Genomic DNA, 14024 nt, shown 5'->3' on the forward strand with positions numbered 1-14024 from the left:
TCTGCCGTGCGGGTGCGCCCTCCGCCGTCCCGGGACGTCCTCCCTCACCGCAGCGCGTCCTCCCGCACCGTGGGCGGTCGGGGAGGACGCGCCACGATCAGGTTCCCTGATCATGGCGCGCCCCTGCCCGGGACTACTCGACGGTGACGCTCTTGGCCAGGTTGCGCGGCTGGTCGACGTCGTACCCGCGGGCGGCGGCGATCTCGCAGGCCAGCACCTGCAGGGGCACGGTGGTGACCACCGGCGCGAGCAGGGTCGGCGTGCGCGGCACCCGGATCAGGTGGTCGGCGTAGGCGACGACGTCCTCGTCGCCCTCCTCGGCGATCACGATGGTGCGCGCCCCGCGGGCCCGGACCTCCTGGATGTTGGAGACCACCTTGCCGTGCACCGACTCCCGCGACCGCGGCGACGGGACCACGACCACCACGGGCGTGCCCTGGTCGATCAGCGCGATCGGCCCGTGCTTGAGCTCACCGGCGGCGAACCCCTCGGCGTGGATGTAGGCGAGCTCCTTGAGCTTCAGCGCGCCCTCTAGGGCCACCGGGAACCCGACGTGCCGGCCGAGGAAGAGGATCGTGTCGGCGTCGGCGAGGGAGCGGCCCAGCTCGCGGACGGGCTCCATCCGGTCCAGCACGCTGCTCACCGCGTCGGGCAGCCCGCGGATGTCCTCGACGATCGCGCCCACCTCGTCGGCGTACTTGATGCCGCGGATCTGGGCGAGGAAGAGGCCGACCAGGTAGCAGGCGACGATCTGGGCGAGGAACGCCTTGGTCGAGGCGACGGCGATCTCCGGCCCGGCGTGGGTGTAGAGGACGGCGTCGGACTCCCGCGGGATGGTCGAGCCGTTGACGTTGCAGATCGCCAGGGTGCGGGCCTTCTGGTCGCGCGCGTGGCGCAGCGCCATGAGGGTGTCCATCGTCTCGCCGGACTGGCTGATGACGACGACGAGCGTGGAGCGGTCGAGCACCGGGTCGCGGTAGCGGAACTCGCTGGCCACCTCGACCTCGACCGGGATGCGGGTCCAGTGCTCGATGGCGTACTTGGCGATCAGGCCGGCGTGGTAGCTCGTGCCGCAGGAGACGACGAAGACCTTGTCGACGTCGCGCAGCTCCTGGTCGGACAGCCGCACCTCGTCGAGGACGAGCTCGCCCTCGTCGCCGAGGCGGCCCAGCAGGGTGTCGGCGACCGCCTGCGGCTGCTCGGCGATCTCCTTGAGCATGAACCAGTCGTGGCCGCCCTTCTCGGCGGCCGCGGCGTCCCAGTCGACGGTGTAGGCGACCGGCTCGACGACGGTGCCGTGGAAGTCGGTGACCGTGAGCCCGCGGCTGCGGTCGATCTCGACGACCTGGTCCTGGCCGAGCTCACGGGCCTCGCGGGTGTGCGAGATGAACGCCGCGACGTCGGAGCCGAGGAAGTACTCGCCGTCGCCGACGCCGACCACCAGCGGGCTGTTGCGCCGCGAGGCCACGAGGGTGTCGGGCTCGTCGGCGTGCGCGGCGACGAGGGTGAAGGCGCCCTCCAGCCGCCGGCTGACCGCCCGCAGCGCCTCGGCCAGCCGGTCGGGACCCGCCGGCAGCTCGTCGTAGGCGCGGGCCAGCAGGTGCGCGGCGACCTCGGTGTCGGTGTCGGAGCGGAACTCGACACCGGCGTCCTCGCACTCGGCGCGCAGCGCGGCGAAGTTCTCGATGATCCCGTTGTGGATCACTGCGACCCGCCCGTCCGCGGACAGGTGCGGGTGGGCGTTGCGGTCGGTCGGCCCGCCGTGCGTGGCCCACCGCGTGTGCCCGATCCCCAGCGTCGCCGCCGGCAGCGGCTGGTCGGCCAGCACCTTCTCCAGGTTGGCCAGCTTGCCGGCCTTCTTGGCCGCGCTCAGCTCACCCGACCCCGGTCCGTCGACCCGGACCGCCACACCCGCGGAGTCGTACCCGCGGTACTCCAGCCGGCGCAGACCCTCCAGGACGACGTCCAGAGCGTTCTGCGGACCGACGTAACCCACGATGCCGCACATCTGTCCGAGATTACCGGCAGTGGCGGACCGCTCCGTCCTGCCCGGGCCGTGTCACCGCCGTCCGGCACCGTGGCCCCCAGCCGTCCCAGCAGTCCCACGGCGACGCAGCCCCCCGGGCCGGTCCTCCGGAGGTGGCGACGGGCGGCCCCTCCGCAGGGTCCCTCCGCCCGGGCCTGGGAGGCGTGGGGGCAGAGGGGTCCTCAGGCGCGTTATGTGGGTTGCCCGCGGCAACTGATGGCTTGACATGAGGGCGCCTCTGCGGAACGTGGCGGTTGTCGAAGACCCCTCGTCCGCAGAGGCGCCTCTCATGCTGCCCACCGAGAACCTCCTCGTCCACGTCTACGTGCTCGTCGACGACGCCATCGCCGCCGCAGAAGTGACCATTCCGGTGCGGCCGGGTCCGGCGCCGGCCTGCAGCGACGCCGAACTGCTCACCATCGCGCTGGTGCGCCATCTGCTGGGCCGGCGCAGCGAAGCCGGGTTCCTCGCCGAGGTCGCCCGCGACTTCGCGCACCTGTTTCCCCGGCTGCCCCACCAGTCGGAGGCCAACCGGCGCATCCGCTGGCTGTGGGCGGCCTTCGAGCAGCTGCGCGCCGCGCTGGTGGCCCGGTGCCCGCTCGATGACTGCGCCCAGATCGACACCAGCGCGCTGCCGGTCAAGCACCCTTCCCGGGTCCGCGGCCCCGATGGCTGGGTCGGCCCGCACGAGCTGGTCGCCGGCTTCGGCCGCGACGGCGCGCACGGAGAGTGGTTCTACGGCTTCCGGCTGGCCGTCCGCACCGATCTGGGATCGCGGCTGGTGCGCGCCTGGAGCATCGTGCCCGCCGCGGTCAACGAACGCGACGTCGCGACCGATCTGCTCGCCGCCGGGCCAGCACCGCGTGACCTGCTGGTCGACAAGGGCTTCACCGGTCGGGCCTTCACCGCCGCCTGCGCCGCCCGCGGCACCGCCGTGCTCACCCCGCCCACCAAGGCCCAGCGCCCGAACATGCCCAGCGCCCTGCGCCAGGTGATCGCCCGCTGGCGCAACCACATCGAGGTCACCTTCGGCGAGCTCACCGACCGGATGGAGCTGGCCCGCCACGGCGCCCACACCTTCTGGGGCCTGCTGACCCGCACCGCCGCCACCATCGCCGCGCACACCCTGCTACGCGTTCATTCCACCGACCTCAGGCTGGCGTAACCCAATCCACATAAACGCGCCTCAGTCGACGGCGGCGACGACGGCGGCCAGGCGCTGGGCGATCTCGTCGGCCTGCTCCTGCGTGGGCGCCTCGACCATCACGCGCACCAGCTGCTCGGTGCCCGAGGGGCGCAGCAGCACGCGGCCGTGGTCGCCGAGCTCCTCCTCGACGGCGTTGACCGCGCCGGCCACCGCGTCGCTCTCGACGACGGCGATCCGGTCGCGCACCGGGACGTTGACCAGGGTCTGGGGCAGCCGCTGCACCACCGAGGCCAGCTCGGCCAGCGACGCGCCGGTGGCGCTCATGCGGGAGAGCAGCGACAGGCCGGTGAGCAGGCCGTCGCCGGTGGTGGCGTGGTCGAGGAAGACCAGGTGGCCGCTCTGCTCGCCGCCCAGGCTCAGCCCGCGGGCACGCAGCGCCTCGAGCACGTAGCGGTCGCCGACGGCGGTGGTGTGCACCGCGATGCCGGCGTCGCGCATCGTGTGGTGGAAGCCGAGGTTGCTCATCACCGTGGCGACGACGGTGTCCTCGGCGAGCTCGCCGCGCTCCTTGAGGCCGAGGGCGCACACCGCGAGGATCGCGTCGCCGTCGACGACCTCGCCGTCGGCGGTCACCGCCAGGCAGCGGTCGGCGTCGCCGTCGTGGGCGATGCCGAGGTCGGCCCCGAGGCTGCGCACGGCCGCGGTGAGCGGCCCCAGGTGAGTGGAGCCGATCCCGTCGTTGATGTTCCAGCCGTCGGGCTCGCCGCCGATGACGGTGACGTCGGCGCCGGCACGGCGGTACACGTCGGGCGCGCAGGTGGCCGCCGACCCGTGCGCGCAGTCGACGACCAGGCGCAGCCCCGAGACGGGGGCCGGCAGCGTCGCGAGCAGGTGCGCGGCGTAGTCCTCGGCGCCGCCGGCGAGGTCGCGGACCCGGCCGACGCCGTCCCCGGTGGGGCGCACGCCGGCGCCGCCGCCGGCGAGGACCGTCCGCTCGATGGCGGCCTCGACCGCGTCGGGCAGCTTGTGCCCGCCGCGGCTGAACAGCTTGATGCCGTTGTCGGGCATCGGGTTGTGACTCGCCGAGATCATGACGCCGAGGTCGGCGCCGCTGGAGGCGGTGAGGAAGGCGACGGCGGGGGTGGGCAGCACGCCCACGCGGAGGACCTCGGCGCCCGCGCTGGCCAGGCCCGCCACGACGGCGGCCTCGAGCATCTCCCCGCTGGCGCGGGGGTCCCGGCCGACGACCGCGACGGGACGCGTGGTCCCGTCGCGGTCGGCGAGCACACCGGCGGCCGCGCGGGCCACCGAGAGAGCCAACTCCGGCGTGAGGTCGGCGTTGGCCCGACCCCGGACGCCGTCGGTCCCGAAGAGGCGACCCACGGCCGTACCGGTCAGCGCTTCGAGTACTGAGGCGCCTTGCGGGCCTTCTTGAGGCCGTACTTCTTGCGCTCCTTGACCCGCGCGTCGCGGGTGAGGAAGCCGGCCTTCTTCAGGGCGGGGCGGTCGTCGGCCTCGACCTCGATGAGGGCGCGGGCGATGGCCAGGCGCAGCGCGCCGGCCTGGCCGGTGACGCCGCCGCCCTTGAGGATGCCGACGACGTCGTACTGCTCGGCCTTCTCGAGGGTCACGAACGGCTCGCGGATGAGCTGCTGGTGCACCTTGTTTGGGAAGTACTGCTCGAGGGTCCGGCCGTTGAGGCGGAACTGGCCGGTGCCCGGCACGAGCCGCACGCGGACGACGGCCTCCTTGCGCCGGCCGACGGTCTGGACGGGACGCCCCTCGGCGTCGGTCACGGTCATGGGCGTGGTCACTGGGCCACCTGCTTGATCTCGAAGGTCTGGGGCTGCTGGGCGGCGTGCGGGTGCTCCGGCCCCGCGTACACCTTCAGCTTCTTGATCATCTGCCGGCCGAGGCTGTTGTGCGGCAGCATGCCCTTGACGGCGCGCTCCACCACCCGGTCGGGGTGGGTGCGCAGCTGGTCGCCGACGTTGATCGCCCGCAGGCCGCCCGGGTAGCCCGAGTGCCGGTAGGCGGTCTTCTGGTCGCGCTTGGAGCCGGTGAGGGCGATCTTGCCGGCGTTCACGACGACGACGAAGTCGCCGGCGTCCAGGTGGGGCGCGAACTGGGGCTTGTGCTTGCCGCGCAGCAGGGTCGCGACCTGGCTGGCGAGTCGACCGAGCACCACGTCGGTGGCGTCGATGACGTGCCACGCCCGGGTGATCTCGCCGGGCTTGGGTGAGTACGTGCGCACGGCGCTCGTGTCCTCCGTCGTCGTCGGGGCGGCTGGTGGGATCGCCTCACCGAGCACGGGAGACGGAACGGCGCGCGCGCACCAGCCGGCGGCTGCGCACCAGCCGACGACGATACCAGCCGGTCAGCGGCGGCCCGCCGGGCGGCAACCAGCCCAGCGACCGCCGTGCACCCGGCCCGCGTCGCCGTCACGGGCGGCGGACCGGGTGCGGCGTCGGGGCGGTTCAGGTGCCCGGCGCCGGCTCCACCTGGTGCAGCCGGCCGGTGGTGACGTCGTAGACGGTGCCGCAGACGTCCTTGGACAGCAGGAACGGGCTCTCCTGCAGCAGCCGGATGGACTCGCGGACGTCGTCGTCGGCGTCGGTGAAGGCGCGCGCCGGCCACGGTGGGCGGACGCCGGTGGCCTGCTCGACGAGGTCGGCGAAGGAGGCGTCGTCGGTCTTCTGCAGCCCGCAGTCGGTGTGGTGGACCAGCACGATCTCGCGGGTGCCCAGCAGGTGCTGGGAGATCGTCAGCGAGCGGATGGTGTCGTCGGTGATCACCCCGCCGGCGTTGCGGATCACGTGTGCGTCCCCGACGTCGAGACCGAGCAGGGGGAACAGCGGCATGCGCGAGTCCATGCACGCGACGACGGCGACCTTCCGCTTGGGCGCCACCGGCAACTCGCCGCGGAAGTCCCGCGCCCACTCCTCGTTGGCGGCCAGCATCCGCTCGTACTCGGCCACGCGTGGCTCCTCTCGTGCTGGGGGGCATAGGAAGCTCTCCCCACGTCTGCCGACGTGCGGACGTGGGGACGTGGGGAGAGCTTCCTCTGCCCGGGGGCGACCCGCACGGTGCCCGCGGCCCGGGCGGCCGAGGCCCGTCGCCGCCGCATCCGCCAGGATGGCCGGGTGCGCACGGTCGAGGAACACCAGGCGGCGGTGGCCGCCCTGCTCGCGCCGCTCGGCGAGGAGGAGGTGCCCCTGGCCGCGGCACACGGGCGCGTCCTGGCGCGGGACGTGTCCGCGACGGTGCCGCTGCCGGGCTTCGACAACTCCGCGATGGACGGCTACGCCGCCCGCTCGGCGGAGCTCACCGGGCTGCCGGTGCGGCTGCCGGTCGCCGACGACGTCCCCGCGGGCCGCACCGACGTCGTCCCGCTGGCGCCGGGCACCGTGCAGCGGATCATGACCGGCGCCATCCTGCCGCCGGGCACCGACGTGGTCGTCCCGGTGGAGCTCACCGACGCGGCCACCGACGTCGTTGAGATCCGCGACGCGCCCGCTCCCGGCACCCACCTGCGCCACGCCGGGGAGGACATCGCCGCGGGCACCGTCGCGCTGACCGCCGGCAGCCCGCTGGGCGCCGCGCAGCTCGGGCTGGCCGCGGCGGTCGGCGTCCGCACGCTGTGGGTGCGCCGCCGCCCGCGGGTGCTGGTGCTCTCCACCGGCAGCGAGCTGGTCGAGCCGGGCGAGCCGCTGCTGCCCGGGCAGGTGTACGAGTCCAACTCGCTGCTGCTGTGCGCCGCGGTCGAGGACGCCGGCGGCAGCGCCCGGCGGCTGCACTTCGTGCCCGACGACGTCGACCAGTTCCTCACCACGGTGCGCAGCGAGCTGGCCGAGGCCGACCTGCTGGTCACCAGCGGCGGGGTGAGCGCCGGCGCCTACGAGGTGGTGAAGGACGCCTTCGCGACGCTGGGCACCGTCGAGTTCGGCAAGGTCGCGATGCAGCCCGGCGGCCCGCAGGGGGCCGGCACGGTCGACGGCGTCCCGGTGGTGACCCTGCCCGGCAACCCGGTGAGCTCGTTCGTGTCCTTCGAGGTGTTCGTCCGGCCGGCGCTGCGGCGGGCGCTGGGCCACGCGGCGCCCGACCGGCTGCGCGCCCCCGCGGTGCTCACTGCGCCCCTGCGCTCCCCCGCCGGCCGCCGGCAGTTCCTGCGCGGCCGCTACGACGCCGGGCGGGTGTCCCAGGTCGGCGGGCCCGGCTCGCACCTGGTCGCCCACCTCGCCCGCGCCAACTGCCTGGTCGTCGTGCCCGAGGACGTCACCGAGCTGCCCGTCGGCGGCGCGATCGACGTCGTCCTGATCGAGGGAGCCCTCCAGTGAGCGATCGCCTCACCCACGTCGACGAGACCGGCGCGGCCCGGATGGTCGACGTCTCGGCCAAGCCGGTCACCGCCCGGGAGGCCACCGCCGCCGGGCGGGTGCTGGTCAGCCCCGAGGTGGTCGCGCTGCTGCGCGGCCAGGGCGTGCCCAAGGGCGACGCGGTCGCCGTCGCGCGGATCGCCGGCATCGCCGGGGCCAAGCGGACGCCGGACCTGGTGCCGCTGTGCCACCCGATCGCGCTGCACGGGGTCACCGTCGACGTCGAGGTCACCGACGACGCCGTGGAGATCACCGCGACGGCGCGCACCGCCGACCGCACCGGTGTGGAGATGGAGGCGCTGACCTCGGTCGCCGTCGCGGGGCTGACCGTCATCGACATGGTCAAGGCCGTCGACCCGCGGGCGTCGGTCACCGACGTGCGGCTGCTGGCCAAGTCCGGCGGCAAGAGCGGGGAGTGGCGGCGGTGAGCGAGCTGCCCCCGGACGCGCGAGCGGTCGTCGTCACCGCGTCCAACCGCGCCTCGGCCGGCGTCTACGAGGACCGCAGCGGGCAGGCGCTGGCCGAGGGGCTGCGCGCGCTGGGGTTCGCCGTCGAGGGGCCGCACGTGCGCCCGGACGACGCCGAGGCGCTGGCCGCGGTGATCCGCGAGGCGGTGGCATCGGGCGCGGACGTCGTCCTCACCACCGGCGGCACCGGGCTGTCCCCCACCGACGTCACGCCCGAGGCCACCCGCGCAGTCGTCGAGCGGGAGGCGCCGGGCATCGCCGACGCCGTCCGCCGGGCCGGGGAGGAGCAGGTGCCGACGTCGGTGCTCTCCCGCGGGATCGCCGGCACCGCGGGGCGGACCCTGGTCGTCAACCTGCCGGGGTCGACCGGCGGGGTGCGGGACGGCCTCGCCGTCCTCGGCCCGCTGCTCCCCCACGTCGTGTCCCAGCTCCGGGGCGGCGACCACGCCTGATGTCGGCCTACCGGCCTCCACCGCGGCCACGCACCGTCCCGACCTGCGCTGAGCCCGACCCGGCGGTCGATCGCGGGAGCCTCCGGCCCCCACTCCTCGCGTCGCCTCGCAGGGCGGCCTCGGTCGGCGGCCTCAGTCTAGGAGCACGCGGTCGGAGCGGGTGTAGACGTTGCAGCCGTCGCCGCGCAGGAAGCCGACCAGCGTGATGCCGACGTCGGCGGCCAGCTCCACCGCCAGCGACGAGGGCGCCGACACCGCCGCGAGCACCGGGATGCCGGCCATCGCCGCCTTCTGGGTCAGCTCGAAGCTCGCCCGCCCGCTCACCACGAGCACGTGCCCGGACAAAGGCACCCGGCCCTCGCGCACCGCGTCACCGATGACCTTGTCCACCGCGTTGTGCCGGCCGACGTCCTCGCGTAGCACCACGAGCTCGCCGCCGGCGGTGAACAGCCCGGCGGCGTGCAGCCCGCCGGTGCGGTCGAACACCTCCTGCTCGGCGCGCAGCCGGTCGGGCAGCGCCAGCAGGGTGGCCAGCTCCAGCCGGGTGGCGTCGGCGGCGACGTCGTGCCGCGTGCGCGTGCGGATCGCGTCGATGCTGGCCTTGCCGCACACCCCGCACGAGCTCGAGGTCAGGAAGTTGCGGTCCAGCGCGGTGTCGGGCGGCTCGACGCCGGGCGCCAGGTCGACGTCGACGACGTTGTAGGTGTTGCGGCCCTGGTCGTCGACGGAGTTGCAGTAGCGCAGGCCGGCGACGTCCTCGATGCCCGTGATGACGCCCTCGGTGGCCAGGAAGCCGTGCACCAGGTCGAAGTCCGCGCCGGGGGTGCGCATGGTGACCGCCAGCGGAGACCCGCCCAGGCGGATCTCCAGGGGTTCCTCCGCGGCCACGGTGTCCGGCCGGGTGGTGCGCAGGGGACCCCGGATGCGCAGGACCGGGGTGCGGCTGGTGACTCGTCCCACGAGGGGCGACGGTACCCACGCCCGGCCCCTACGGTCGCCTCGTGACCCCGGCCGACCCGCTCCCGCCCTACGCGGCGGTGGTGCTCGCCGGCGGCCGCGCGGCGCGCCTGGGCGGGCGCGCCAAGCCCCAGCTGGAGGTGGGCGGCCGCACCCTGCTCGCCGCCGTGCTCGCAGCCGTCCCCGACGCCGGGCCGCGCGTGGTCGTCGGCCCGCCGCAGCCGGTGCCCGCGGGCGTCGTCGTCGTCCGCGAGCAGCGCCCCGGTGGCGGCCCGGTCGCCGCGCTGCGCGCCGGCCTGACCGCCGTCGACACCGACGTGGTCGCCGTCCTCGCCGGCGACCTGCCGTTCGTGCCGCCGGAGCTGGTGCGTGACCTGCGGGGGCGGCTGGTCGACGACGGCGTGCTGGTCGTCGACGACACCGGCCGCGACCAGCTGCTGCTCGGAGTCTGGCGGGCCGCGGCCCTGCGGAGGGCGCTCGGTGCCGCCGGCGGCCCCACCTCGGTGCGCCGGCTCGTCGCGCCCCTGTCGGTGACCCGGTGGCACCCGTCCCGCGAGCCGGGGCGGCCACCGCCGTGGACCGACTGCGACACCCCGGCCGACCTGGCCCGCGCCCGCGCCGCCGCCGGGGAGCCCGACCGGGGGTGACCGGGCCGGCCGGCGGGTAGGCAGCGGCCATGCGCGTCGCCATCGCCGGTGCCCACGGACAGGTCGCCCGCCGCCTCGGCCGGCTGCTGGCCGGGCGCGGCGACACCGTCCTCGGCATCGTCCGCAACCCCGACCACGCCGCCGACCTCGAGGCCGACGGCGTCACGCCCGTGGTGCTCGACCTGGAGTCCGCGTCGGTCGACGAGGTGGCCGACGCCGTCCGGGGCGCCGACGCCGTCGTCTTCGCGGCCGGCGCCGGCCCGGGCAGCGGCGGGGCCCGCAAGCACACCGTCGACCGGGGCGCCGCGGTGCTGCTGGCCGACGCCGCCGAGCGGGCCGGCGTCCGCCCGTACCTGCTGGTGTCCTCGATGGGCGTCGAGCAGGCCCGGCAGGGGACGCCGCGGGGCATGGACCCGGTGTTCGCCCTCTACCTGCAGGCCAAGCTGGCCGCCGAGGACACGATCCTGCCCCGGCCCGCCCTCGACACGGTGGTCCTGCGGCCGGGCCGGCTCACCGACGACCCCGGTACCGGGCAGGTCACGCTGGCGCACGGTGTCGAGTACGGCGAGGTCCCCCGGGACGACGTCGCCGCGGTCCTCCTCGCCCTGCTCGACGCGGGCAAGACCAACGAGGTGGTCGAGCTGGTGAGCGGCCCCACGCCCATCGCCGAGGCGGTCGCCGCCCTGCCGTGAGCGGCGCTCAGGCCCGCCGGGCCCGGGTGACCCGCGCGCGGGCGGCGAGGTCTACGTCGGCCGGGTAGTCGACCCGCACCAGCGTCAGCCCGCCGGGTGGTGCGACGCCGACGTCCCCGGCGCGCTCGGTGCGGCCGAGCAGGCCGGCCGGCCACTCCGGTGGCCGCCGCCCCTCCCCCACCGCGAGCAGCGCGCCGACGAGGCTGCGCACCATCGAGTGGCAGAAGGCGTCGGCCGAGGCGGAGACGGTCACCAGGTCGTCCTCGCGAGCCACGTCGAGCGCGAGCAGCGTCCGGATGGTGGTGGCGCCCTCCCGGCGGCGGCAGAAGGCGGCGAAGTCGTGCTCCCCGAGCAGCAGGCGCGCCGCGCGGTCCATGGCCGCGGCGTCGAGGCGGCGCGGCCAGCCGACGGTGTCGGCGCGGCGCAGCGGCGGCGGTCCGCCGTCGGCGTCGGTGAGCCGGTAGACGTAGTGCCGGGCCAGCGCGCCGAACCGGGCGTCGAAGTCCGGCGGCGCCTCGTCCACCGCGGGGACGGCGACGTCGGGCGGCAGGACACCGCGCAGCCGCCGCACCAGCCGCCCGCGCTGCTCCTCCCAGACGGCGCGGGGGACGTCGGCGTGCGCCACCTGCCCGGTGGCGTGCACGCCGGCGTCCGTGCGTCCGGCGACGGTCAGCTCGACCGGGCAGCGCAGCACCCGCGCCAGCGCCTCCTCGAGCTCGCCCTGCACCGTGCGGCGGGCCGGCTGGCGAGCCCACCCGGACAGCGCCGTGCCGTCGTAGGCGACCTGCAGCCGGAGACGGACGAGCCCGCCCCCGGGGTCGGGGGCGGGCTCGTCGTGAGGTGCTGCAGTGCTCAGCGACCGCTCACTCGGGGTCGGGCGCGGACTCGCCGCCCGGCGCCAGGGTGCCGGAGGTCGCCGCGTCGCCCAGCTCGGCGGCCTCGATCTCAGCGGCGGCCGCGCGGGCCACGTCGGGGGACAGCACCGGGTCCTCGACGACGGCCGCGTTCTCGCGCTGCGGCTCAGGCCGGACGTCGTTCTCGTCCTGGCGGTCACCGTCGGGGTTGTAGAGGTCGCGGACGATCTCCTGCGCCTCGGGGTCGACGTCACCACCGGTGACGGCCGGGGAGGTGTCGCCACCGGGCCCGGTCGTCTCGCCGACGAAGGTGGCCGACCGGTCACCGCCGCTGGCGGGGACCCCGACCGCGCCGGCGTTGCCGCCCTCGCCGGCCTCGCGGTCGCTCACCGTGCGCCGCCGGTGTCCCCGGGGGACTCGGCGTCGGCAGCGACGGCGTCGGTGGCCACGGCCTCGTCGGCAGCGGCCTCGTCGGCGGCGACGGCGTCCGCCGCGGCGTCCTCGTCGGCGTCCTCGTCGACGGCGACGGCAGAGGCGTCGTCGGCGGCGGGGGCGTCGGCAGCGGGGGCGTCGGCAGCGGGGGCGTCGGTGTCGGTGGTGTCGTCGTCGGCGGCCTCGACCGCGTCGGCAGTGACCTCACCGGCGGCGGAGGCGGCACCGGCGCCCGCGGCGAAGCGGGTGCCCCGGGCGCGCTCGGCCTCGCCCACGGCCTCCTGCGCCACGGTCAGGCCCTCGACCAGCTCGATGACCGCCATGGGCGCGTTGTCACCCTTGCGCGGGCCGACCTTGGTGATGCGCGTGTAGCCGCCCGACCGGTTCTCGTAGCGCGGGCCGATCTCGGCGAACAGGTGGTGGACGACGTCCTTGTCGCGGATGACCGTCATCACCTGGCGCCGGGCGTGCAGGTCGCCGCGCTTGGCGAAGGTGACCAGCTTCTCGGCGTACGGGCGCAGCCGCTTCGCCTTGGCCTCGGTGGTGGTGATCCGCCCGTGCTCGAACAGCGACGTGGCCAGGTTGGCCAGCATCAGCCGCTCGTGCGAGGGGGATCCGCCGAGACGGGGGCCCTTGGTGGGGGTGGGCATGTCGGTCCTTCCTCACGCGGCCGGGCGGGCGGGTGCCGGTCGCATCCAGGTGGTGCTGTCGTCGCTGATCAGTGTGGCGGGCCGCCGGGTCCGGGGCCCACGCGGCCCGGCCGGGCGGCGGGTCGCCCCGCCGCCCGGCCGGGCCCCGCTGCAGGGTCCCGCCGCGAGCTTGCGAGCGGTGGGGAGCAGCGGGGTCCTTCGTCAGAGCTGCTCGGTCTCCTGGTAGGAGCCGTCGTCGTACTGGACCTGGCCGTACTCGGCGCCGTACTCGGTGGTGCCGTGGTAGGCGTCGGTCTCGTAGCCCTCGTCGTAGCTCTCGACCGAGGTCGGGATGAACCCGGGCGGGCTGTCCTTGAGCGCCAGGCCCATGGCCGCCAGCTTCATCTTGACCTCGTCGATGGACTTGGCCCCGAAGTTGCGGATGTCGAGCAGGTCGGCCTCCGAGCGGGTGACCAGCTCCCCGACGGTGTGCACGCCCTCGCGCTTGAGGCAGTTGTAGGACCGGACGGTGAGGTCCATGTCCTCGATCGGCATCGAGAAGTTCGCGATGTCGGCGGCCTCGGCCGGGCTGGGGCCGACCTCGATGCCCTCGGCGTCGACGTTGAGCTCGCGCAGCAGACCGAACAGCTCGACCAGCGTGGACCCGGCCGAGGCGATCGCGTCGCGCGGGGCGATCGACGGCTTGGTCTCGACGTCGACGACCAGGCGGTCGAAGTCGGTGCGCTGCTCGACGCGGGTGGCCTCGACGGCGTAGGTGACCTTGAGGACCGGCGAGTAGATGGAGTCGACCGGGATCCGGCCGATCTCCTGGCCGGGCTGCTTGTTCTGCGGCGCCGGCACGTAGCCGCGGCCCCGCTCGACCACCAGCTCGACCTCGAGGCGGCCCTTGCCGTTGAGGGTGGCGATGTGCAGGTCGGGGTTGTGCACCTCGACACCGGCCGGCGGCGCGATGTCGGCGGCGGTGACCTCACCGGGCCCCTGCTTGCGCAGGTACATGGTCACCGGCTCGTCGGAGTCGGAGCTGACCACCAGACCCTTGAGGTTCAGGATGATCTCGGTGACGTCCTCCTTGACGCCCGGCACGGTCGTGAACTCGTGCAGGGTGCCCTCGATCCGGATGCTGGTGACAGCAGCGCCGGGGATCGACGACAGGAGGGTGCGGCGCAGGGAGTTGCCGAGGGTGTAGCCGAAGCCGGGCTCCAGCGGCTCGATGACGAACCGCGAGCGCTGCTCGGAGATGGTCTCCTCGGTCAGCGTGGGGCGCTGTGCGATGAGCATGGGTGTTCTCCTCAGGGTCCTCCGACGCCCGCCATATGACGCCGTG

The 14024-nt window shown here is 75.0% G+C and carries 16 protein-coding genes; 6 read left to right on the plus strand and 10 right to left on the minus strand.

Going from position 1 to position 14024, the window contains the following annotated elements; genetic code table 11:
* Window positions 1-133 precede the first annotated feature (133 nt).
* Window positions 134-2008: a glutamine--fructose-6-phosphate transaminase (isomerizing) gene (glmS, locus tag ACU616_RS04795; protein WP_446757352.1), complete on the minus strand. Its 1875-nt coding sequence runs from the start codon at window positions 2006-2008 to the stop codon at window positions 134-136.
* Window positions 2009-2315: 307 nt separating this feature from the next.
* Here glmS and ACU616_RS04800 point away from each other — a divergent pair, with 307 nt between their 5' ends.
* Window positions 2316-3191: a transposase gene (locus tag ACU616_RS04800; protein ID WP_446757353.1), complete on the plus strand. Its 876-nt coding sequence runs from the start codon at window positions 2316-2318 to the stop codon at window positions 3189-3191.
* 21 nt (window positions 3192-3212) lie between these two features.
* Here ACU616_RS04800 and glmM read toward each other — a convergent pair whose 3' ends face one another.
* From glmM to ACU616_RS04820, 4 genes are all read right to left on the minus strand, one after another.
* The gene (gene glmM / locus ACU616_RS04805) at window positions 3213-4556 is read right to left on the minus strand and encodes a phosphoglucosamine mutase (RefSeq protein ID WP_446757354.1); all 1344 of its coding nucleotides are present in this window, start codon (window positions 4554-4556) and stop codon (window positions 3213-3215) included.
* An 11-nt stretch (window positions 4557-4567) separates the two neighbouring features.
* Entirely contained in the window at window positions 4568-4987 is a 420-nt protein-coding gene (rpsI, locus tag ACU616_RS04810; RefSeq protein WP_446757355.1) for a 30S ribosomal protein S9, read from the minus strand.
* The gene (rplM, locus tag ACU616_RS04815; protein ID WP_446757356.1) at window positions 4984-5427 is read right to left on the minus strand and encodes a 50S ribosomal protein L13; all 444 of its coding nucleotides are present in this window, start codon (window positions 5425-5427) and stop codon (window positions 4984-4986) included. The genes rpsI and rplM overlap by 4 nt, the downstream gene beginning before the upstream one ends.
* Window positions 5428-5650: 223 nt before the next feature.
* Entirely contained in the window at window positions 5651-6151 is a 501-nt protein-coding gene (locus ACU616_RS04820; protein ID WP_446757357.1) for a beta-class carbonic anhydrase, read from the minus strand.
* Window positions 6152-6316: 165 nt separating this feature from the next.
* On the opposite strand from ACU616_RS04820, the gene moeA reads away from it, so the two are divergent.
* From moeA to ACU616_RS04835, 3 genes are read left to right on the plus strand one after another with little or no spacing between them, the layout of a single operon-like run.
* A complete protein-coding gene (gene moeA / locus ACU616_RS04825; protein ID WP_446757358.1) occupies window positions 6317-7510 on the plus strand; it encodes a molybdopterin molybdotransferase MoeA in 1194 nt (397 codons plus the stop codon).
* On the plus strand, window positions 7507-7977 hold the full coding sequence (gene moaC / locus ACU616_RS04830; RefSeq protein WP_446757359.1) for a cyclic pyranopterin monophosphate synthase MoaC: 471 nt from the start codon (window positions 7507-7509) through the stop codon (window positions 7975-7977). The genes moeA and moaC overlap by 4 nt, the downstream gene beginning before the upstream one ends.
* Complete coding sequence (locus tag ACU616_RS04835) at window positions 7974-8468, plus strand: MogA/MoaB family molybdenum cofactor biosynthesis protein (RefSeq protein WP_446757360.1); 495 nt, start codon at window positions 7974-7976, stop codon at window positions 8466-8468. Before moaC ends, ACU616_RS04835 begins: the two co-directional genes overlap by 4 nt.
* Window positions 8469-8600: 132 nt before the next feature.
* On the opposite strand, the gene fdhD is transcribed toward ACU616_RS04835, so the two are convergent.
* A complete protein-coding gene (fdhD, locus tag ACU616_RS04840; RefSeq protein WP_446757361.1) occupies window positions 8601-9428 on the minus strand; it encodes a formate dehydrogenase accessory sulfurtransferase FdhD in 828 nt (275 codons plus the stop codon).
* A gap of 41 nt (window positions 9429-9469) precedes the next feature.
* Here fdhD and mobA point away from each other — a divergent pair, with 41 nt between their 5' ends.
* Entirely contained in the window at window positions 9470-10072 is a 603-nt protein-coding gene (gene mobA / locus ACU616_RS04845) for a molybdenum cofactor guanylyltransferase (protein WP_446757362.1), read from the plus strand.
* Between the two features lie 29 nt (window positions 10073-10101).
* Complete coding sequence (locus ACU616_RS04850; RefSeq protein ID WP_446757363.1) at window positions 10102-10764, plus strand: NAD(P)-binding oxidoreductase; 663 nt, start codon at window positions 10102-10104, stop codon at window positions 10762-10764.
* A gap of 7 nt (window positions 10765-10771) precedes the next feature.
* Here ACU616_RS04850 and truA read toward each other — a convergent pair whose 3' ends face one another.
* The 4 genes from truA to ACU616_RS04870 all read right to left on the minus strand — a co-directional run bounded on the left by truA (window position 10772) and on the right by ACU616_RS04870 (window position 13978).
* Complete coding sequence (truA, locus tag ACU616_RS04855) at window positions 10772-11620, minus strand: tRNA pseudouridine(38-40) synthase TruA (RefSeq protein WP_446761451.1); 849 nt, start codon at window positions 11618-11620, stop codon at window positions 10772-10774.
* Between the two features lie 7 nt (window positions 11621-11627).
* Window positions 11628-12008 (minus strand): hypothetical protein, encoded by a 381-nt coding sequence (locus ACU616_RS04860; RefSeq protein WP_446757364.1) that lies wholly within the window; start codon window positions 12006-12008, stop codon window positions 11628-11630.
* The gene (gene rplQ, locus ACU616_RS04865) at window positions 12005-12700 is read right to left on the minus strand and encodes a 50S ribosomal protein L17 (RefSeq protein ID WP_446757365.1); all 696 of its coding nucleotides are present in this window, start codon (window positions 12698-12700) and stop codon (window positions 12005-12007) included. Before rplQ ends, ACU616_RS04860 begins: the two co-directional genes overlap by 4 nt.
* 201 nt (window positions 12701-12901) lie before the next feature.
* Window positions 12902-13978, minus strand: coding sequence for a DNA-directed RNA polymerase subunit alpha (locus tag ACU616_RS04870; RefSeq protein ID WP_446757366.1), 1077 nt, complete (start codon window positions 13976-13978; stop codon window positions 12902-12904).
* Window positions 13979-14024: the final 46 nt, after the last annotated feature.

The sequence above is a fragment of the Geodermatophilus sp. URMC 62 genome (genome assembly GCF_052931475.1).

What these genes read in the sequence shown, in the direction of transcription:
- glmS (WP_446757352.1), bottom strand. Translation starts at nt 2,008, where the DNA reads ATGTGCGGCATCGTGGGTTACGTCGGTCCGCAGAACGCTCTGGACGTC.
- ACU616_RS04870 (WP_446757366.1), bottom strand. Translation starts at nt 13,978, where the DNA reads ATGCTCATCGCACAGCGCCCCACGCTGACCGAGGAGACCATCTCCGAG.
- rplQ (WP_446757365.1), bottom strand. Translation starts at nt 12,700, where the DNA reads ATGCCCACCCCCACCAAGGGCCCCCGTCTCGGCGGATCCCCCTCGCAC.
- ACU616_RS04800 (WP_446757353.1), top strand. Translation starts at nt 2,316, where the DNA reads ATGCTGCCCACCGAGAACCTCCTCGTCCACGTCTACGTGCTCGTCGAC.
- ACU616_RS04850 (WP_446757363.1), top strand. Translation starts at nt 10,102, where the DNA reads ATGCGCGTCGCCATCGCCGGTGCCCACGGACAGGTCGCCCGCCGCCTC.